General features: G+C 41.8%; 19 protein-coding genes and 2 pseudogenes. 10 read left to right on the top strand and 11 right to left on the bottom strand.

The window, feature by feature from the left end:
* The first annotated feature begins 81 nt into the window (after window positions 1-81).
* Window positions 82-687 (top strand): AmmeMemoRadiSam system protein B, encoded by a 606-nt coding sequence (amrB, locus tag ACQY3F_RS20995; RefSeq protein ID WP_428357044.1) that lies wholly within the window; start codon window positions 82-84, stop codon window positions 685-687.
* Here amrB (ACQY3F_RS20995) and ACQY3F_RS21000 read toward each other — a convergent pair.
* The gene (locus ACQY3F_RS21000) at window positions 618-1814 is read right to left on the bottom strand and encodes an ISAzo13 family transposase (protein ID WP_428352931.1); all 1197 of its coding nucleotides are present in this window, start codon (window positions 1812-1814) and stop codon (window positions 618-620) included. The two genes, amrB (ACQY3F_RS20995) and ACQY3F_RS21000, sit on opposite strands and share 70 nt — an antisense overlap.
* Window positions 1815-1912: 98 nt before the next feature.
* On the opposite strand from ACQY3F_RS21000, the pseudogene amrB (ACQY3F_RS21005) reads away from it, so the two are divergent.
* Window positions 1913-2182 (top strand): annotated as a pseudogene (gene amrB, locus ACQY3F_RS21005) (AmmeMemoRadiSam system protein B); the annotation flags it as partial.
* Window positions 2169-2735 carry an AmmeMemoRadiSam system protein A gene (gene amrA, locus ACQY3F_RS21010; RefSeq protein ID WP_428357046.1) on the top strand — a complete coding sequence of 189 codons (567 nt, stop codon included), beginning with the start codon at window positions 2169-2171 and terminating at the stop codon, window positions 2733-2735. The pseudogene amrB (ACQY3F_RS21005) and the gene amrA, both read left to right, overlap by 14 nt.
* A 311-nt stretch (window positions 2736-3046) precedes the next feature.
* Here the strand turns inward: amrA and ACQY3F_RS21015 are convergent, their stop codons facing one another.
* Genes ACQY3F_RS21015 through rfbB form a run of 5 tightly spaced genes read right to left on the bottom strand, consistent with a single transcriptional unit; the run spans window position 3047 to window position 7283 of the window.
* Window positions 3047-3700, bottom strand: a complete 654-nt coding sequence (locus ACQY3F_RS21015; protein ID WP_428357047.1) for a tetratricopeptide repeat protein — start codon at window positions 3698-3700, stop codon at window positions 3047-3049.
* Window positions 3701-3758: 58 nt separating this feature from the next.
* Window positions 3759-4226, bottom strand: coding sequence for a CYTH domain-containing protein (locus tag ACQY3F_RS21020; RefSeq protein ID WP_428357048.1), 468 nt, complete (start codon window positions 4224-4226; stop codon window positions 3759-3761).
* Window positions 4227-4231: 5 nt separating this feature from the next.
* The gene (galE, locus tag ACQY3F_RS21025) at window positions 4232-5272 is read right to left on the bottom strand and encodes a UDP-glucose 4-epimerase GalE (protein ID WP_428357049.1); all 1041 of its coding nucleotides are present in this window, start codon (window positions 5270-5272) and stop codon (window positions 4232-4234) included.
* Between the two features lie 50 nt (window positions 5273-5322).
* Complete coding sequence (rfbD, locus tag ACQY3F_RS21030) at window positions 5323-6219, bottom strand: dTDP-4-dehydrorhamnose reductase (protein WP_428357050.1); 897 nt, start codon at window positions 6217-6219, stop codon at window positions 5323-5325.
* Window positions 6220-6224: 5 nt separating this feature from the next.
* Complete coding sequence (gene rfbB / locus ACQY3F_RS21035; protein WP_428357051.1) at window positions 6225-7283, bottom strand: dTDP-glucose 4,6-dehydratase; 1059 nt, start codon at window positions 7281-7283, stop codon at window positions 6225-6227.
* 599 nt (window positions 7284-7882) lie between these two features.
* On the opposite strand from rfbB, the gene ACQY3F_RS21040 reads away from it, so the two are divergent.
* Together ACQY3F_RS21040 and ACQY3F_RS21045 are read left to right on the top strand one after the other, a co-directional pair.
* Window positions 7883-9664, top strand: coding sequence for a polysaccharide biosynthesis protein (locus ACQY3F_RS21040; protein ID WP_428357768.1), 1782 nt, complete (start codon window positions 7883-7885; stop codon window positions 9662-9664).
* A gap of 30 nt (window positions 9665-9694) precedes the next feature.
* Entirely contained in the window at window positions 9695-9895 is a 201-nt protein-coding gene (locus tag ACQY3F_RS21045; protein ID WP_428357053.1) for a hypothetical protein, read from the top strand.
* Between the two features lie 18 nt (window positions 9896-9913).
* Here the strand turns inward: ACQY3F_RS21045 and ACQY3F_RS21050 are convergent, their stop codons facing one another.
* The 4 genes and pseudogenes from ACQY3F_RS21050 to ACQY3F_RS21065 form a co-directional block, all read right to left on the bottom strand.
* A complete protein-coding gene (locus tag ACQY3F_RS21050) occupies window positions 9914-10144 on the bottom strand; it encodes a hypothetical protein (RefSeq protein ID WP_428357055.1) in 231 nt (76 codons plus the stop codon).
* A complete protein-coding gene (locus ACQY3F_RS21055; RefSeq protein WP_428357769.1) occupies window positions 10132-11358 on the bottom strand; it encodes an ISKra4 family transposase in 1227 nt (408 codons plus the stop codon). Before ACQY3F_RS21055 ends, ACQY3F_RS21050 begins: the two co-directional genes overlap by 13 nt.
* Before the next feature lie 15 nt (window positions 11359-11373).
* Window positions 11374-12606: pseudogene (locus ACQY3F_RS21060) on the bottom strand (ISL3 family transposase).
* A gap of 155 nt (window positions 12607-12761) precedes the next feature.
* Window positions 12762-13790 (bottom strand): ISAzo13 family transposase, encoded by a 1029-nt coding sequence (locus ACQY3F_RS21065; RefSeq protein WP_428357056.1) that lies wholly within the window; start codon window positions 13788-13790, stop codon window positions 12762-12764.
* 79 nt (window positions 13791-13869) lie between these two features.
* Here ACQY3F_RS21065 and ACQY3F_RS21070 point away from each other — a divergent pair, with 79 nt between their 5' ends.
* From ACQY3F_RS21070 to tnpC, 4 genes are all read left to right on the top strand, one after another.
* On the top strand, window positions 13870-14640 hold the full coding sequence (locus ACQY3F_RS21070; RefSeq protein WP_428357058.1) for a hypothetical protein: 771 nt from the start codon (window positions 13870-13872) through the stop codon (window positions 14638-14640).
* Between the two features lie 491 nt (window positions 14641-15131).
* Window positions 15132-15449 (top strand): IS66 family insertion sequence element accessory protein TnpA, encoded by a 318-nt coding sequence (gene tnpA / locus ACQY3F_RS21075; protein ID WP_428352923.1) that lies wholly within the window; start codon window positions 15132-15134, stop codon window positions 15447-15449.
* Window positions 15446-15811 (top strand): IS66 family insertion sequence element accessory protein TnpB, encoded by a 366-nt coding sequence (tnpB, locus tag ACQY3F_RS21080; protein ID WP_428353150.1) that lies wholly within the window; start codon window positions 15446-15448, stop codon window positions 15809-15811. The genes tnpA and tnpB overlap by 4 nt, the downstream gene beginning before the upstream one ends.
* Window positions 15812-15857: 46 nt before the next feature.
* Entirely contained in the window at window positions 15858-17492 is a 1635-nt protein-coding gene (gene tnpC, locus ACQY3F_RS21085; protein WP_428352934.1) for an IS66 family transposase, read from the top strand.
* On the opposite strand, the gene ACQY3F_RS21090 is transcribed toward tnpC, so the two are convergent.
* Complete coding sequence (locus ACQY3F_RS21090) at window positions 17420-18199, bottom strand: reverse transcriptase domain-containing protein (protein ID WP_428357059.1); 780 nt, start codon at window positions 18197-18199, stop codon at window positions 17420-17422. The two genes, tnpC and ACQY3F_RS21090, sit on opposite strands and share 73 nt — an antisense overlap.
* 352 nt (window positions 18200-18551) lie before the next feature.
* Between ACQY3F_RS21090 and ACQY3F_RS21095 the strand changes: the two genes are divergently transcribed.
* Window positions 18552-19685 carry a transposase gene (locus tag ACQY3F_RS21095; protein ID WP_428357061.1) on the top strand — a complete coding sequence of 378 codons (1134 nt, stop codon included), beginning with the start codon at window positions 18552-18554 and terminating at the stop codon, window positions 19683-19685.
* Window positions 19686-19720: the final 35 nt, after the last annotated feature.

Below are 19720 nucleotides of genomic sequence, written 5' to 3' on the forward strand. Positions count from 1 at the left end.
AAAATCTCTGTTCAGGAACTTGTAATTTATCACTAATTGGCTTATACAGTGAGTAAAATAAGCATAACAAGAAGGAGAATCATGATACGCCAACCAGCAGTTGCCGGCTCGTTTTATCCGGACAACCCTAAACAATTAAAATCCATTATTTCTGCTTACCTGCAACAGGTACCCCCTGTAGATAAAGTACCACTAGCTATTATCGTTCCGCATGCTGGCTATATTTATTCAGGAGAAATAGCGGCAAGTGCCTATGCTCGCCTACAGTCCAGGCGTAATGTTATCAAACGCGTGGTTTTATTAGGCCCTTCTCACAGAGTACGCGTTACTGGCCTGGCTCTTTCAAGTGCTACTGCATTTAAAACGCCTTTAGGCGAGATTCCATTAGACACTGAAGCAATCAGTTCTTTAGATAGTTATGACTTTATTCACTACCTGGATCAGGCGCATGAATTGGAACATAGCCTGGAAGTACAATTACCTTTTTTACAAACAACTCTGGATTCATTTCAGTTGATTCCAGTAGTGGCAGGCGAGTGTCAACCCGAACAAATCAGTCAGGTACTTGAACTATTTTATGGTCTCAATGATACCTTAAGGGAGATGGAAAGAAATAATCATCCAGAACAACCAGGAGAAATGGTCAAAAACCATTTCTCCAACGATGGCATTCGGTCAACAAACTGATAATACGTCTTCATTGCTTTTTTACCTACCTTTACTCCTGTTTCATATATTTTTTCTGTTAATTTAACAATAGGTGCTTTGCCATTGTAGGTCATACTTTTGGCAAATTTTAAAGTTGTTTCAACTGTATCCATTATGTCGCCACTAATATGATTTTCATAGGCTCCCCATACTCGTTCAATTGGGTTATATTTACTATGATAAGGAGGGTAGTAGGCCAGTTTTATCTTTATGTTGCTTTTTTCAGCAAACTCCACAAGCCTTTTTATAAACTGAGTTCTGGAGCTACTGTTCTCCATACCATTGTCAGCGTTAATTGTCAGAATATCTACTCCATATTTTTCTTGAATTTCTGGCCAAATTTCTTCCAATCGGTCAACGATGAAATCACTGCTGGCATAGCCTGCTGTAAAGAAAAGGAAAAAATCATCATGTTCAGGCAGATAAAAACCAAAAGGAGTTAACTTTTCCTTAACATCTAAATCATGATCCTCTGCTTTTGTTAAAACCCGATTTCGTCCTCCCCGTGAAAAATTTCCTATATTCATTCTTGCTTTGGCATCAATTGATATACGAATCTCTTTTGGGTTGATATCTGCCATTCCATTGACTGAATGAACTTGTTCAAAAATTGCATCCGTTTCCTTGATTTTCTTATGAGGCTTTGTTTTTTGTACCTTTTTTGGATGGTAACTCAGGTCATTTAATTTTGTATTGATAGTTTTTGAGCAAGGTAATGTTTTTTCATCGTAATAATCAATCTCCAGTAAACGTTTTCTAACTTCTTTAGCCGTTAGCCGGGTATATAATCGACAGGAATTAAAAGAGGGATCCGTTTGACACTCCGGTTCAGCAATTTTTTTTATGTCATCAAGTAGATGAGGAAAATGCTCTTCACTTTTATTACGCCCTCTCGCTGAAAAATTATCTTCTATGGGCTGAGTTTCAAGTTCATATTGTCCTTTTCGGATAGTGCCTCTATTCCATCCTAGTTTTTCTTCAGCAATACTTGCACCACCTGAGCCTAGTAGCTCCACCGTTTCAGCCATGAATATACGACGTACCGAGCCTTTTAAACGATGGGCTGTATTTATAATCCAACCTATAATGCTATCTGTTAATATCAACAAGCTTATCTGCCTAGTGTGAGAATAAATTCAGAATTCATTATTATAAATTATTGAGACACAAGCTTACTTCGTTTGGATGATTATTTCTTTCCATCTCCCTAATCGTGATTAGTTCAGACCTCAGTCATTTTCATGATTATGCGACTGCGCAAGACCTGGATCGGCAAACCAGCCAACAAATCGAGCAACTCGATTATCAGCATTTAGACGATGACAGTGCCTGTGGACGCTTGCCCATCAGTGGGCTTATGGCTCTAGCAAAAAAGAAGTCCTTGCAGATTGAAACCATCGACCTTAGAAATTCAGGCGATACTGCAGGTGATAAAAAACGCGTAGTGGGGTATGGTGCTTATGTCATTAACTAAATCGCTGCAACAGCAATTATTGCACGTTGCCAAAGACTCTATTGCTTACGGCCTGCAACGGGGCCACGCATTAGCCATTAACAGCGAAGACTACGCGCCAGATATACAGGCACAACGCGCAAGCTTTGTGACACTCGAAATTAATCAGCAGCTAAGAGGGTGTATAGGAATGTTAGAGGCTATGCGCCCACTGGTAGTAGATATTGCTGAAAATGCTTTTGCAGCTGCCTTTAAAGATCCGCGTTTTGCACCGCTTACAGCATCGGAATATCCACGCTTAGACATTCATATATCTATTCTAAGCCCTGCAGAAGCTATAAGCTTTTATTCAGAGGAAGATTTAATTCGGCAGTTGCGCCCGGGAACCGACGGCTTGATTATGCAGGAAGGCAATAAACGGGGGACTTTTTTACCTTCGGTATGGGCGTCATTAACACAGCCAGAAGAGTTTTTATCAGAGCTTAAACTAAAATCCGGACTGACCAGTGATTACTGGTCAGACACTTTGAAAGTTTTGCGATATGAATGTGAATATATTTCGGAAGCCAGGTAGCAAGCTCAGACCACCTGAACTCTAGGATAATAACTTGATGCCAATGCTTAATATGTAGGTTGACGCTGAGCTTGCGAAGCCCAACAATCACTGTGCAATATCTTTGAAAGTTTTGCGATATGAATGTGAATGTATTTCGGAAGCCAGGTAGCAAGCTCAGGCCACCTGAACTCTAGGATAATAATTTGATGCCAATGCTTAATATGTAGGTTGGCGCTGAGCTTGCGAAGCCCAACAATCACTGTGCAATATCTTTGAAAGTTTTCGCTATGAGTGTGAATATATTTCGGATGCCAGGTAGCAAGCTAATTTTATTTAGCCGCGATAACCTGACTGTTTTCTAGCACGGCTAATTCTGCCTGCTTAAGTAATTGTGTATCAGCAAACACCTGATTTTTTCTGACAGGAATTGCCACAGCCCGCTTAAAATAGGTTAGTGCTTGTTGCCGTTTACCCAAGGTCGCGAGAAAATCACCGTAGTAAAAGTTAGCATCAATAGTGTTTGGGTTAATAGCTAAAGCCTTCTTAAGCAAAGCATTAGCCTTATCATTATCACCAAAAGCGATAGGCCAGCCAGGGACCATATAATACAGCGAACCTAATGTAACAAAGGCAGCACCTTCGGAGGCATTGGGGTCTAGCTGTATTGCAAGCAATAATAATTCTCGGGCCTGATTGATAGCTTCCAGCGCACTAAATGCATCGATATTATCTGCATTACTGGCAACAATAATAGCCTGCTGGATAATTAACTCAGCCTGATCTGGATATTGTTTGTTTAAGTCTTTAACTTCTGCAAGCAAAAGCTGATAAGCCGCTTCCTGTTGCTCTTTTGCAACATTGTAGTGAATATTTGCCCATTCAGACTCAATTTTTTGCACAGCAAGCCTTAATGTATCCGCGCTAACAACAGCAGGCATTAAATTCAATACGGTAAAAAGAAAAATAGCAATTATTTGTTTCATAGTGACAATATAATTGCTAATTCACTTTTTTGCAACATTTGTTGCAAAAAAGATACGACTACCAGCTCGTATAGGGCTGTTTTGCTAACTGGTTATTATAATAACGTACGTCTTCTGTGACCTCTTGCCCTACCCAGTCAAACTTCTCAAACGCCTCGTCTTCCTGAGATAACTCTATTTCTGCGACGATCAGGCCTTGATTTTCACCAGAAAACTCATCAATCTCCCATGTATGTTGCTTAATTACAACAATATGTCTTGTTTTTTCAACCAGAGGTTTCTGGCATAAGGTACTCAGCAGTTCATGCGCATCTTCTGCAGGTATATCATATTCATATTCCTGACGTGTTGCACCGATGGTCGCACTTTTAATATTTAACTTCGCGGTATCATCACTCACTCTGACCCTGACCGAGCTGTGTTCATCACTATTTAAATAGCCTTGTCTGTAGACAATTGATTTTGATACTAAAGGGCGCCAGTTATCATTCGCGAGCAAAAATTTACGTTCTATTTCAATAGCCATGTTTTCTATTCGTATCCATTTGGGTTTGAACTTTGCCAACGCCAGGTATCTGCCACCATATCATCCAGACTTTTTTCTGTTTGCCAGTTAAGCTCACGTAAAGCCAGACCTGGATCTGCATAATTTTCAGCAACATCCCCAGTACGGCGGGCAACAATTTTATAATTAATGGATTTTCCAGTGATACGCTCAAAAGCAGCAATAATTTCCAATACGCTATAGCCTTTACCTGCACCTAAATTATAGGCCTTACAGCCAGAAGAATTTTTTAAAGCCTGCAGGGCATTTAAATGACCTTTTACCAGATCAACCACATGGATATAATCGCGCACCCCGGTCCCATCTATAGTCGGATAATCATCACCATATACCGATAACTGCTCCAGCTTACCCACCGCTACCTGCGAAACATAAGGTACTAAGTTATTGGGAATACCATTAGGATCTTCACCAATCAAGCCACTGATATGCGCACCAATCGGATTAAAGTAGCGTAATAAAATGACTTTCCAGTGGAGCGGCTGACTGGATAAATCATCTGCAATAACAAGATCCTGAAGAATGTCTTCCACCATCGCTTTCGACTTACCATAAGGATTCGTTGCACCATACACAGGCAAGTCCTCAGTATATTTAACCGTATCCGGTTCTCCGTAAACTGTAGCGGATGAGCTAAAAATGATATTTTTTACGCCATGCTGCTGCATCATTTCGGTTAATACTAGCGTGCCATACACATTGTTATAATAGTACTTTATGGGCTGAACGCATGACTCACCTACGGCCTTCAAACCTGCAAAATGCAGAACAGCATAAATATCATGCTGAGTAAAAATATCACTCAAAGCCTGTTTATCACGAATATCAGCTTCGACAAAACTCAAGGCTCTACCGGTAATTTGTTCCACGCGCAATAGAGACTCAGGCTTACTATTAGATAAGTTATCAATAACGATAACATCATATCCTGCCTGTAATAACTCAACGCAGGCATGACTGCCAATATATCCCGCTCCACCTGTGACTAAAATTTTTTCAGCTTTCATTTTAACTGTTCCTGGTTTTATATTCCGTTGTAGCAATCTTGATTTAGCGCTTATTTTTCTAAAAACTCAATCAGCATTCTTTCTACCCCTGACTGCCAATGCGGAAGAGTCAGGTTAAAATTAGTACGCAGTTTTTTAGTATTCATGCGCGAATTATTGGGCCGTTTCGCTGGCGTAGGGAAAGCATTGGTAGGGACAGGAGCAATAGAGCCTGGGCTAGTTTTTAAATCTTGTCCCATGCTTTGTGCTGTTTTGATCACATAGCTCGCATAGCCGTGCCATGACGTTTCTCCACGTGCTACCAAATGATACAGGCCACTTAATTCAGCTTGCTGCTGAACCGTACGTAAGGCATGAGCGGTTACATCAGCCAGTAAATCTGCGCCAGTCGGTGCGCCAATCTGGTCGCTAATAACCGTCAGGCTATCACGCTCTGCTGCGAGGCGTAGCATAGTCTTGGCGAAGTTATTACCACGCGCCCCATACACCCAACTAGTGCGAAAAATTAAATGCTTACATGCTGACTGTTGTATGGCTTGCTCACCCGCTAGTTTAGTCGCGCCATAAACCCCTAAGGGGCCCGTTGCATCATCTTCCAGCCAAGGGATGGTACCATCGCCAGCAAAAACATAATCTGTGGAGTAATGCACCAACCAGGCATCTAATGATTTGGCTTCTTGCGCCAGAATAGCCAGAGCATCTGCATTAATAGTCTGAGCTAACTCTATTTCACTTTCTGCTTTATCTACGCCAGTATAGGCTGCTGCATTGACTATAATAGTAGGCTTGAACTGCCTCACTGTGTCTGCTAACCCGGAGAGGTTAGCAAGATCACCACAATACTCTTGGCTGTGTCTATCTAAAGCAAGCACTTCACCCAGAGGCGCCAGGCTACGCTGCAACTCCCAGCCTACCTGACCATTTTTTCCTAATAAAAGTATTTTCACTTAGCCTAACCCTGATAGTTTGTTTCCAGCCAGTCACGATACGCACCTGATTGCACATTTGCCACCCATGACTGATTATCTAAATACCACTGCACTGTTTTTCGAATCCCGGTGGTAAACGTTTCTGCTGGTTTCCAGCCTAATTCACGTTCTATCTTTCTAGCGTCAATGGCATAGCGGCGGTCATGACCCAGGCGGTCAGTAACAAAGATAATTTGCCCTATATAGCTTTGCTTATCAGCACGCGGCTTTAGTTCATCCAGCAAGGCGCAAACAGTATGTACAATGTCTAAATTAGGCTTTTCATTCCAGCCGCCAACATTATAAGTTTCACCGGTTATTCCCGCTTCTAGTACGCGACGAATCGCACTACAGTGATCTTTGACATACAACCAGTCACGAATTTGCTGGCCATCACCATAGATAGGCAATGTCTTTCCGGCTAACGCATTAACGATAATCAAGGGAATTAGCTTTTCAGGAAAATGATAAGGACCATAATTATTCGAGCAATTAGTGGTTAATACCGGTAAGCCATAAGTATGGTGATACGAGCGCACTAAATGATCGCTGGCTGCCTTACTAGCGGAATACGGGCTATTAGGCTCATATCGATGGGTCTCGCTGAAGGCAGGATCATCCTTTGCCAACGAACCATACACCTCGTCGGTGGAGACATGTAACAAACGGAAATCAGCTTTATTATCTCCCTCCAGTTTATTCCAGTAGGCACGAATCGCTTCTAGTAAATGGAATGTACCGACTATATTGGTTTGTACAAAAGCTTCGGGGCCATGGATAGAACGGTCCACATGAGACTCAGCTGCAAAATTGACGATAGCACGCGGTCGATGCTTTTCCAGCAATTCAGCCATTAAACTGGCATCACCAATATCTCCTTGCACAAAAATATGCCGTTTATTTCCCTGCAATGAAGCCAGACTCTCAAGATTTCCTGCATAGGTGAGTTTATCTATATTTACCACTGACTCATCATTTTCGCCCAACCAATCCAGTACGAAGTTCGCACCTATAAAACCAGCCCCGCCTGTTACAAAAATCATAGATTAAATCCCTTGAATACCATTGTGTAATGCTATTGAAACTTTATTTACGTAAAATTAAAGTTATATGTCTGAATGAGCGGAAAATTGTAGCATACTATTACGACACTTTTATAAGGCCATTTATACTCAAAGCTGGTAAATATATACTTCCAGGTTTATCAGCTTGTAATGTATTCAGGGTACAATACAAGATTATGAATCAAACGGAGTTGGTTGATTATCGACCTTTTCAATGCCAGTATAAGTACCTGCGTAAACACATTTAACAATTCTGTAGGATGGCTAGAACGTAGCATCGGTTTTTTAGGTACGCAGTGAAACCCATCAATCCCACGTAAAATGATGGGTTTCTCTTCGAGCTCTTACGAGTCGCAAAAAGACGCTCTACCCATCCTACGCAAAACCTTAACACAAAAATGTTAAAATAATTATGCCCCCATACTTAGAACAAGCAGGAACTTGCTCTGGAATTTCTCTTACTGCGCAGAAGCGAACCACTCAAAAAAATATAATATTCCCCACTACCGAGGCAATAAGTGTTCAAAACTAATTTTGCATTTAGATCACGTTTAACCATCGTCACCCACGATGCTTTTATGGTCGCGTGTGCCTGGCTACTCGCCTTCTGGTTTCGTTTTGATTTAAACCTTATCCCTAGCGAATATCTGCACAATGCTCTAGTTTATTTACCTTATGTCATTATTAGTCAATCGGTCATTTTCTGGTATATAGGTTTATACAAAGGTGTATGGCGTTTTTCTTCACTACCCGATTTAATCAGAATTTTTAAGGCGGTCTTTTTGGGCGTGTTCTTTATCGCAGGCAGCCTATTTGTTTATAATCGCCTGGCATTTATGCCACGCTCGGTACTCCCCTTATATACCAGTTTTTTATTACTCTTTTTAAGTATTCCGCGCTTATTTTATCGTTACTATAAAGACTGGGTAAAGCATGAGTCTGCTGCACAACGTGCATTAATTGTAGGCGCTGGAGCTGCTGGAGAAATGCTCGCTAGAGACCTATTGCAGGATGAAGTCTCTTTACTGCCTATAGCCTTTGTGGATGACGATAAAAGAAAAAAAGGACGCTCAATTCGTGGCTTACAAGTATTGTTTGATACTAATTTAATTGCCGAATATACCGCTAAACTTAATGCTGATATTATTTTAATTGCCGTCCCATCTGCATCTGATATGGAAATGCGCGGCATGGTTGAGGCTTGTGAGAAAGCGCAGGTTCCTTTTAAAACCTTACCTTCAGTTAAGGAGCTACTCTCCAATACGGTTTCTAGAGGTAATTTAAGAGATGTAGCCATTGATGATATTTTGGGACGTGAACCGGTTAATCTGAATTGGACGCAGATCAAATCCAGCCTATCCGGCAAAAGAATTTTAATTACCGGCGGTGGCGGATCCATCGGCTCAGAACTTTGTCGCCAACTCGCGCGGGTTACACCTGAAGCTTTAATTATTTATGAGCACTCTGAATATAACCTGTATCAAATCCATTCAACCTTAAAAAGAAGCTTCCCTAATTTAAAACTTAGTGCCATTTTGGGCGATGTCGTCGATAGAACTGCGGTAGAAGAACTTATTCGTCATGAAAAACCAGAGATAATTTTTCATGCCGCCGCATATAAGCATGTACCACTACTAGAAGAACAGGTATTGGCAGCCGTGACTAATAACTTAATAGGGACAAAAAATGTAGCGGAAGTTGCATTGGCTGAAAATGTTGAACGCTTTGTTTTAATCTCTACAGATAAAGCCGTAAATCCCAGTAATATTATGGGTGCGACTAAACGCGCAGCCGAAATTTTATGCCAGAATCTGAACACCCTGGCAGAACATACCTCTTTTATAACCGTGCGCTTTGGTAATGTGCTGGATTCAGCAGGCAGCGTGGTGCCGTTGTTTAGAGAGCAAATTAAATCGGGTGGCCCTGTTACTGTTACACATCCTGATGTGACGCGTTTTTTTATGACTATCCCTGAAGCATGTCGGCTGATTATGAATGCTGAGGCGGTAGGTGCGGGTGGTGAAATCTATGTGCTAGATATGGGCAAGGCTATCAAAATTAGCTATCTGGCTGAACAAATGATTCAACTCAGCGGCTTAAGTGTCGGCACAGATATCAAAATTGAATATATCGGTCTACGTGCAGGCGAGAAATTGCATGAAGAGTTATTTCATGAGCAGGAGCAATTATTAGGCACCGGGTTTGAGAAACTCTTTTTAGCAAAAGCCCGACGTTATGAACAGAATGTTTGGGAGCAACAAATGGAAAATTTACTCGTCGCATGTAAAAATCGTTCAGCTAGTGATATTCACGAGCAATTAAAACAATTAGTACCGGAATTTAATAATGCAGATGAATAACGGCCCCTCTACTAAAACCTCATCGCTCAAATGAACCAGCATCCATGTTGTGTCTACCTGGGCGATGATCTAGCTCGCTATGGCTTTGGTGATGATCACCCTTTTGGCCCGCAACGGCATCATGTATTTGAGCGAGAATTCTATCAACAAGGCTTGCAAGAAAAAGTCGATATAATGCCTCCCCAAACGACAAATCAGCAGGTGCTGGAATTGTTCCACACGCATGCTTAGGGAGATGGAAAGAAATAATCATCCAGAACAACCAGGAGAAATGGTCAAAAACCATTTCTCCAACGATGGCATTCGGTCAACAAACTGATAATACGTCTTCATTGCTTTTTTACCTACCTTTACTCCTGTTTCATATATTTTTTCTGTTAATTTAACAATAGGTGCTTTGCCATTGTAGGTCATACTTTTGGCAAATTTTAAAGTTGTTTCAACGGGTGAAGCCTTAATATGATGTTTTAAGAGTAGCATTGCGCGCCATATTGATTAATTTTATTCCAGAATTGTTCCCACCGATCGCCGGATTGAACAAGACTTCTAAGACTTAAAATAATCCCTGCCCCCTGGTTTTTCCAACGCATACCCGAACAACATAAGCGTTGCTTAACTAACGTTTTACAGGCTGCTTCCGTCACACCCGATCCAATCGGCAAATGAGCGGCGATATGTTCTGCATAATTCATTTGGTGCTGATGATTGTTAAAATAGGTCAACGCCTGAGCTAGATCTTCTTTAACTGATTTAGTTAATCCTTTTTTTCGTGTTAGTGTTTCCATTTCCTTAATTAACTTTTTAGCGGCTTCAGAATCATGTTTTAGTTGTTGACATCGATCCGATAGCCACTCTTTTCTTTTTGGCTTTCCTGTTTTTTGAGGGAAGGCGGCATAAGCCACTTTGCCGAGATATTCTGTCACATGATAGAAATCGAGTAATTGACGACTCGTGTGGGGTGTCAAAAATGACCAGTTATCTTTAGCTCCATCAGCTATGCCTAGATAAAGAGCATCTGGGTAAAGGGCTTTGATGTGCCGGATTTCTTTCTCGTACCGTTGCTTGAAGATGTCCTTACCATATTCTGGCGGCGCTCCCAGATAAAGTGAATGAAGCCGACTGCCTTCAGTATCATAGAAAGACACTGCTCCCACCATCGCCTCACGCCACCCGTCTTCTTGCATCAGAATATAAGCACCATCCATACTGAAGACAATGGTCGAGACAGCCTCATCTAATTCAGGCAAAGTATATGTCCAGTCTTCTTCTTTTGTCTGGGCAATTCCTCCCACCCAGTCCGCCATATTCTGGATGTAGGATTTGGCGAGTTTGCGATTATGGTTGGCTTGAAAATCGTGGCGAACTGCTTGTGCGTTCATATGAACATATTTATGTGAAACCTGTTTGGCTAACCGAGGAGTTCCCCCTCGGATGATACGCGCTTGCTCTTCCAGTGGACACCATACTTTACCGCCTTTTGAGGTTTGGTAGGTATAACGCTTAATCTCTACTACACCATAAGGCGTTTGATACTTTTTTTCACTGGCTTCCTTGGCTGTCCATTTTATACTTCCAGTCTGGAGTGCCCTCCCATCTGTATCAAAGTTTTTCAATGCTTTTTCGGTCGCTAGCAATCCTACTTCGTTGCAGGCATTTTGAATGGTATCTTCTGCTTCCAAAAGAGAACCATCTATATTAACTTTAAGGCTCTATGTGAAATACAGTGGGTAATCGAATTTTAACTTGCCACAAAGAAAGTAAATCATATTGATAAAATCATCAATATTGCGATAGCCTCTCGCTCGTCGTTTGGCCAGTTGAACCTTACTATTAATTCCTTCAAGAATTCCATTTGTAATCCTCGTTTCAACGAAATGAATAATACCAGACCAGTGGCTCCGAACGGTCTTAACAAACTTCATAAATGCGGGTATTTTTGAACTTTCCACTTCCGCGCACCACTGCTTTAAAAAGGCTTCAGCCGATGATTTGCCAGGCATTGACCACAAGTCATTAAAAAGCTCTTTAAGACGGTATGCCTGCCCTAACTTAGGGTAAAGTTCAATCATTTCAGCTAATGAAGCCTCTTGCTTGTTGGTTAGATTCTCTCGGTTCCTTAAAAATGTGTATTTATGTCCTTTGAGTGCAGCATGCTCTTTTCGCTCATCAATCCGTACTTGATTCATTGCTTCATTTAATAATTTGACGACATGAAATCTATCGAAGGTTATCTCAGCTTCGGGAAAGGCTTCTGCGGCTCCAGCAATAAAGGAGGGGGATAAATCCATACTTATTTGTTCAATTTGTTCTTTCTCTACCCCTTTATCCTTAAGGTGTTGCTGAAGATTATGCAACGTCGCTTTGCCTTTACCCTCAGTCACAAAAACCACCCGAGACTCTTCTAAATCAACCGCTAAAGTGACATATTTATGGCCTTTTTTTGATGATGTTTCATCAATCCCAAGCTGAGTTATTGATGAAACGTCATCGGCTATTTTTGCTTTGCCGATCCAATGATTAAAGACAGTCCAGATCCGCTGAGGATTCACCTTTAACATTTCTGCGACTCGATTGACGGGCATTTCTCTTTCAATCAGCGCCAATGCCATGGCTTCAAATAATAGAGTAAAACCACTCTCTGGGCGAGCTCACGGGACTTCTACAGTACGAACTTTTCCTTCGACTGTTGTTATCCTGGGAACAGCGCAGTGTAGATAGCAAGTATGCTCAAAGAAGTTCAAGTGCTGCCATTGTCGATCGACAGTATCATACACGGGACAGAGAGTGTCCGATTCATCGGTAAAACGTGCACCCGATTCAAAACTTATCTGCAAATGAAGCTCGTTTTGCTCTGAACTGTTGTCATTTGAAAAGGTGATTTCTTCAACTTTCCAAGGCGATTGTAGGCCTAAAGCCTGACTAAATAAAAATTCACTATTCATGCGACTATTATCGCATTACCCACTACAAATCACATAGAGCCAACTTTAACTTGTATTGTAAGTTCGTTTCCAGTTCGTGAAATTAAGTGTGCCATGAATTAAACAACTCTCCTGATTTATTATCAGTGAGTTATAGCATATATCTATAAGAAACATCAAGTAAAGGCTCCACCCGTTTCAACTGTATCCATTATGTCGCCACTAATATGATTTTCATAGGCTCCCCATACTCGTTCAATTGGGTTATATTTACTATGATAAGGAGGGTAGTAGGCCAGTTTTATCTTTATGTTGCTTTTTTCAGCAAACTCCACAAGCCTTTTTATAAACTGAGTTCTGGAGCTACTGTTCTCCATACCATTGTCAGCGTTAATTGTCAGAATATCTACTCCATATTTTTCTTGAATTTCTGGCCAAATTTCTTCCAATCGGTCAACGATGAAATCACTGCTGGCATAGCCTGCTGTAAAGAAAAGGAAAAAATCATCATGTTCAGGCAGATAAAAACCAAAAGGAGTTAACTTTTCCTTAACATCTAAATCATGATCCTCTGCTTTTGTTAAAACCCGATTTCGTCCTCCCCGTGAAAAATTTCCTATATTCATTCTTGCTTTGGCATCAATTGATATACGAATCTCTTTTGGGTTGATATCTGCCATTCCATTGACTGAATGAACTTGTTCAAAAATTGCATCCGTTTCCTTGATTTTCTTATGAGGCTTTGTTTTTTGTACCTTTTTTGGATGGTAACTCAGGTCATTTAATTTTGTATTGATAGTTTTTGAGCAAGGTAATGTTTTTTCATCATAATAATCAATCTCCAGTAAACGTTTTCTAACTTCTTTAGCCGTTAGCCGGGTATATAATCGACAGGAATTAAAAGAGGGATCCGTTTGACACTCCGGTTCAGCAATTTTTTTTATGTCATCAAGTAGATGAGGAAAATGCTCTTCACTTTTATTACGCCCTCTCGCTGAAAAATTATCTTCTATGGGCTGAGTTTCAAGTTCATATTGTCCTTTTCGGATAGTGCCTCTATTCCATCCTAGTTTTTCTTCAGCAATACTTGCACCACCTGAGCCTAGTAGCTCCGCCGTTTCAGCCATGAATATACGACGTACCGAGCCTTTTAAACGATGGGCTGTATTTATAATCCAACCTATAATGCTATCTGTTAATATCAACAAGCTTATCTGCCTAGTGTGAGAATAAATTCAGAATTCATTATTATAAATTATTGAGACACAAGCTTACTTCGTTTGGATGATTATTTCTTTCCATCTCCCTTATGTTGAGCAGGTAAAGCAACAATCAATATTGGGTAACGGCTATCTGGACCAGGGTGATACTCCCGCATTTACCGGTATGTATGAAGCCGCATCGAGCGTCGTGGGCTCAGTCTGTGATGCTGTGGATCGCATTGTAAACAATGAATATCAACGCGCTTTTATCCCGATAGCAGGTTTGCACCATGCGCGCCGCAATATCGCAGCAGGCTTTTGCGTATTTAATGATTGTGGTGTCGCCATCGAATATTTACGCCATAAACATAATATTCAGCGTATTGCCTATATTGATATAGACGCTCACCATGGTGATGGCGTGTTATATAGCTTTGAAGATGACCCTGACCTTATCTTTGCTGATCTGCATGAAGACGGTCATTTTCTATACCCTGGTACAGGTTCTGCCTCGGAAACAGGGGAAGGTAGTGCAATAGGTACAAAACTCAATATTCCCATGCCACCACACTCGGATGATGATGCTTTTATGCAAGCCTGGGAGTCTGTAGAAGAATTTCTATTAAAGCACGGAGCTGACTTTATCCTTTTACAATGCGGTGCCGATAGCATTAAAGGCGACCCGATTACGCATATGGAATACACTGAAAAGGCTCATGCCCATGCAGCCAAAAGGCTTTGTATGCTTGCCAATCAGCTATGTCAGGGCAGGCTTATAGCAATGGGCGGTGGTGGATATAATCATCAGAATATTGCACAAACCTGGACAGCGGTCGTGGCTAGCATGGCTTAAAAAAAACGGAGAATAATACCAAGCCCCTCTGAAAGCGTGTTGTTTTTTAAAAAAATAGTAGGCCATACCATTATCTTTATAATGGGTAGGGAGAGTTAACGTGGGAGAAATAAATTCCTTTTTGACTGACTCAAAACAGCCAAGAGCAGTCATTCATCAAGATAAAATGAAACCGTATATCATCCAATATGAGACGATTTACAGCTAGCATTCTGATGAAATATGCCAGTTTTCTGCCTAGAATGCAGCTAACCAGGGTGATATACTAAAATCATATAATTATTTGTTATCGGGCGCGCCACAAGGCGCGCCCGATAACCCGACGCTCAGTAGAACTGACCAATACTATTTATTATCGGAGAACCGATAACAAATAGCTCCAGTCAGATATTTTCGAGATGATAAGTAAGCGCTCAATAGTCAGCGTACTTCACGGCAACTCAGATTAATGCCAAACTATCCCCATTGTTAAATACCACGGGGAATTTTAAATGGCAGCGTTAGAAAAAATACAGGCAAAGACTTTCTGGCCTATTCACATAGAGCACTGGCAGGCATCAGGCCAATCACAGGTAGCTTATTGTCGACAGCATGATTTATGTCCGCAAAAGTTAGGCTACTGGAAACGTAAATCGACTGTAAAGCCGACTACTTCCCCTACAGGGTTTACACGTATTCGGGTTGACGGGGATCGTTCATCTGCGCCAGTCCCAGGATTATCTTTGCAATTTAATGATGGTATTCGGTTGGAAGGTATTACGCAGGATACTATGCCGTGTATTCAACCACTGCTTGAGCTGTTGCGATGACGGTTGTTATGCGTCCCTCTCTGTCTTTGACAGAAGTGTATCTGTATCGGCAGCCCATTGATTTTCGTAAGTCACATCGGGGCTTATCGGCGATTGTTGAATGTGAGTTAGGGCATAATCCTTTTGAGGGGGCTCTCTATGCCTTTACGAATAAACGGCGGAATAAGATTAAATGCCTGTTTTGGGAAGATAATGGTTTTGTCCTTTATTACAAGTCATTGGTAGAAGAAACATTTAAGTGGCCTAAGGGTGAGGAAGAGACATTAACCTTAACAGGCCAGCCGTTAAACTGGCTGCTGGATGGCTTTGATATTAGCGCGATGAAAGGTCATAAAAAACTTCAATATGAGTCTGTTTTTTAGCTGTTTTTGTGTTCATTATTGCCACTATAAATGCTATAATAAAGCCATGATTTTAGCCGATATTTCAAATATAAAACAACAAGATAAAGCCGGTTCTTTGCTGTCGGAGAGTGTTGCTTTGTTGCTTGAAAAAAAACAGGCTATTGATGAACTGACGCGTGTGATTGAAGTTAAGTCTGGGGTGATTTCCGAACAGAAAAAACGCATCCTTATTCTGGAAGAGGTACTACGCTTATCTAAAATAAAACGCTTTGGATCATCCAGTGAACAATCTCATCAATCCTCTTTGTTTGATGAAGCAGAGAATGAAGCGGATAGCGATGAGGAGCTAGACCTGGAGGCTGATGAAGCACCTGAGGACGAAAAACAAACAAGTTCTACTGGCACCAAGAAAAAGCCGGGACGCAAACCCTTCTCAGATAAGTTACCTCGCGAGCAAATTTTTATTTATTTAACCGATGAAGAAAAAGAAGGTGCTATTGATACTTTCTTTACTAAAGTGAAAGAAGAGCTGGATATTATTCCTGCTAAAGTACGTGTTCTTGAATACATGCAGGAAAAAGCGGTCTTTATCAAACAGATTGAAGGCGAAAAACAACGCCAGGTTAAAGCCGCACAAATGCCCAGACACCCTATTGCCAGAGCAATGGGAAGCATCAGTTTAATGTGCTTTGTTATTATCGCCAAGTATGCTGACGGCTTACCTTTATACCGGCAAGAAGGCATCTTGTCTCGTTATGGGGGTGACATCTCCAGAGCGACATTAGCAAACTGGATGATCGCACTGGCTAAACAACTTCAGCCCCTGATTAACCTGATGCGAGAGCATCAACACACAGGGGCAGTCATACTCGCTGATGAAACGCGGGTTCAGGTATTAAAAGAACCGGGGCGGCCAGCGACCTCAGATAAATATATGTGGGTGACGCTTGGCGGGCCACCGGGTGAAAAAAGCATCCTGTTTGAATACGATCCCTCTCGTAGTGGAGACGTCCCCATGCGCCTGCTTGACGGCTTTAGTGGCTATCTGCAAACCGATGGCTATGCGGGGTACAATGCCGTGTGCCAAAAAAACAGCATCACCCAGCTGGGGTGCTGGGATCATGCGCGTCGTTATTTTAAAGATGCCCAGAATGCACAGCCTAAACGCAAAAAGGGACAAAATAACAAACCCTCAAAAGCAGGTAAAGCGCTGAGCCTGATCAATAAACTGTATGTCATTGAGCGGGAAATTAAAGACCTGTCAGTGGATGAAAAATATCAGCAGCGCCAGGAGAAGAGCATTCCTGTATTGAACCAGCTCAAAGCCTATCTGGAAGAAAACCAGCATAAAGTACCTAAAGATAGCCTGACAGGAAAGGCAATGACTTACCTGAGTAACCAGTGGGAAAAACTCAATGTGTATTGCACCCATGGTGAACTCAATATTAGCAACATCCTGGCAGAAAATGCGATTCGCCCGTTTGTGATAGGGCGCAAAGCCTGGTTATTTTCTGATACCCCTGCGGGTGCTCGTGCCAGTGCAATACATTACAGCCTGATAGAAACAGCTAAAGCAAATGGGCTGGAGCCTTATGCATATCTTAAGCAGGTTCTCACTGCTTTACCTTATGCTGATACGGTTGATAAAGTGGAGGCTTTGTTGCCCTGGAATATTAAAAAATCAGATACGCCTGAATAGGGCAAGTACGTGCTTCGTTGAGCGTTGGCTAGCAGTGGCGAAATAACTCCACCTTGCGGTGTGCCTGTTTCACTGGCTTTGTGTTGTCCATCTTCTTGTATCCCTGCTTTGAGAAACCGTTGGATGAGTCTGAGGATCCGTTTGTCCGCTATACGATGACTGATAAATTGTATCAATTGATCTTGGTTTACATTATCGAAGAAACCTTTTATATCGGCTTCTACTATATAATGAACAGGCTGGTTTTCTACTGTTTCGCTTAATGCGCGTAGCGCATCATGACAACTTCGTAGCGGTCTGAATCCATAAGAATCGTTAAGAAAATCTTGCTCATAGATTGCTTGCAGGATTTTGACTAAGCCAGCCTGTACCAATTTATCTTCTAGCGTCGGGATACCCAGTGGTCGTTTCCGTTGACTGCCTGCTTTGGGAATGTAAATCCTTAAGACAGGCTGTGGCTTATACGCCATTTTATGCAGTCGCTCGACTAGATTATCTAGGTTTGCTTCCAGATTAATGGCGTATTTCTCTTTGGTGATATTATCTATGCCTGACGCGGCTTTTCCTTTGAGCCCCGTAAAACATTCCAGCAGTAACTCTTTATTCATCAGGTGATATAAGCTGGTGAATTGACAGTCCTTGTCTGTGCTGGCTTTCTTGGCTATGCGTTGCAGTTTTGTTGGCACGCTTTCTACATTACTGTGCATGATACATGTGTCCCTGCTCCGCTGTTGTTGTCGTGATGGCCTTCCCTCCAGATGCATTACACACTTTCATCGGTACTATGCCACCATCCGACTTCCTGAACCGCTTCGGCTGTTCTTGTTTTATTATCACTTGTTCAACCTACTCTCTTCTTGAAAGACGATTCAGGATCTCCCGAGTTGCCGATTATTCCCAATGTCCAACATGCCATGCTTTACAACCCCGAAGCAGCCCTATGATACTTGTCATGCGCGTCATAGAATAGGGACTTCCAGAAAGGGTACTCTGTCGTCCTGCTTACGTAAAACCATTTCGAGGCTAAATCACTTCAACTTGCGCTTACGGCCTGCTGGCTTGCGCCCATCGTGCTTGACGTTTGGAGTTACCTCCGCCTGCCCGATGTTGACTATCTGGTGGTTGACCTACCTTGCCAGAGCGGGACTTTCACCTGCTGGAATTATCGACCTTGCTCGGCCGCACACCCCATTGGTTCTTCTAAGAGAGGCCGTACAGGGTTTAGTCGCCACTGCCAGAAATGAATTACCGGATAGGTTTGCTAATATAGATGAACTAGGAAGTCGTCCTATTTATGCAATAGATGCCACTTATCAGAAAGAGTCTAGCCATTATCAGCCTGTATACCCTGGCGAGGGTGGCTCAGACAATAAAAAAGGCCATATGGCCATGACAACTTATGATATGCGTGCTGGTATTGCTGTGGATAGTAATACTGAAACGACATCCATTGACGAAATGCGTTTTATCAAAGAAGGCTGGATAGCCCCACACTGGACTTGCCAGAAAAATGCGCTTTACGTGATTGACCGGGCTTTTATTGACGCTCGCTACTGGGACTTGCGTAAAACAAAATACAGTGCCACTGTTATTACCCGAATGAAGACGGTATTCAAATATCAGGTTCTTGATGATATTATTGTCATTTCTGACCCCGTTAACGAGGGTGTACTTTGGGATAAAAGGATCCAGCTAAATAGCTCAAAACAAGAGTGGCGGTTAATACAGTTTATTTCGCCCGATGGCAAAACATATGAGTACCTCACTAATGATTTTACATTATCACCGGGAATGATTGCCTTTCTCTATCATCGACGCTGGGATGAAGAAAAATATTTTGATAATTACAAAACGGATATGGCAAATTCTAAAGCGTGGGCAAAATCACCTATTGCCATTGAGCAGCAAGCCTTATTAGGGTTAGTAACTCACGTACTCATGCGATTATTTTTACATCAAAAAGGGCAAGAACTAGACCTGGAAGAAGATCACCAAACGCAACAGAAACGCCACGAACAAAAAGAAACAGCATACTGTATTAACTGGGAGGGTATCTATAATCGCGCATTTTTTAAAAAGCTCTCTAAAATCACCAAACAGGCTTGGCGCTTCTTAAAGAACAATTTTCTTAAGCGAAGCTCTCAGCGGCTCTTTGAATGCAAGCTACGCCCTGCTTTGACGGCTTACCTCTGATTAATAACGGACACCATTACCTGCAGGGTGAACAG

It is taken from the genome of Methyloprofundus sp. (genome assembly GCF_965251085.1).
Lineage (GTDB): Bacteria > Pseudomonadota > Gammaproteobacteria > Methylococcales > Methylomonadaceae > Methyloprofundus.

What these genes read in the sequence shown, in the direction of transcription:
- amrB (WP_428357044.1), top strand. Translation starts at nt 82, where the DNA reads ATGATACGCCAACCAGCAGTTGCCGGCTCGTTTTATCCGGACAACCCT.
- amrA (WP_428357046.1), top strand. Translation starts at nt 2,169, where the DNA reads ATGTCATTAACTAAATCGCTGCAACAGCAATTATTGCACGTTGCCAAA.
- ACQY3F_RS21015 (WP_428357047.1), bottom strand. Translation starts at nt 3,700, where the DNA reads ATGAAACAAATAATTGCTATTTTTCTTTTTACCGTATTGAATTTAATG.
- ACQY3F_RS21020 (WP_428357048.1), bottom strand. Translation starts at nt 4,226, where the DNA reads ATGGCTATTGAAATAGAACGTAAATTTTTGCTCGCGAATGATAACTGG.
- galE (WP_428357049.1), bottom strand. Translation starts at nt 5,272, where the DNA reads ATGAAAGCTGAAAAAATTTTAGTCACAGGTGGAGCGGGATATATTGGC.
- rfbB (WP_428357051.1), bottom strand. Translation starts at nt 7,283, where the DNA reads ATGATTTTTGTAACAGGCGGGGCTGGTTTTATAGGTGCGAACTTCGTA.
- ACQY3F_RS21040 (WP_428357768.1), top strand. Translation starts at nt 7,883, where the DNA reads ATGGTCGCGTGTGCCTGGCTACTCGCCTTCTGGTTTCGTTTTGATTTA.
- ACQY3F_RS21045 (WP_428357053.1), top strand. Translation starts at nt 9,695, where the DNA reads ATGAACCAGCATCCATGTTGTGTCTACCTGGGCGATGATCTAGCTCGC.
- ACQY3F_RS21050 (WP_428357055.1), bottom strand. Translation starts at nt 10,144, where the DNA reads ATGCTACTCTTAAAACATCATATTAAGGCTTCACCCGTTGAAACAACT.
- ACQY3F_RS21070 (WP_428357058.1), top strand. Translation starts at nt 13,870, where the DNA reads ATGATTATTTCTTTCCATCTCCCTTATGTTGAGCAGGTAAAGCAACAA.
- tnpA (WP_428352923.1), top strand. Translation starts at nt 15,132, where the DNA reads ATGGCAGCGTTAGAAAAAATACAGGCAAAGACTTTCTGGCCTATTCAC.
- tnpB (WP_428353150.1), top strand. Translation starts at nt 15,446, where the DNA reads ATGACGGTTGTTATGCGTCCCTCTCTGTCTTTGACAGAAGTGTATCTG.
- tnpC (WP_428352934.1), top strand. Translation starts at nt 15,858, where the DNA reads ATGATTTTAGCCGATATTTCAAATATAAAACAACAAGATAAAGCCGGT.
- ACQY3F_RS21090 (WP_428357059.1), bottom strand. Translation starts at nt 18,199, where the DNA reads ATGCACAGTAATGTAGAAAGCGTGCCAACAAAACTGCAACGCATAGCC.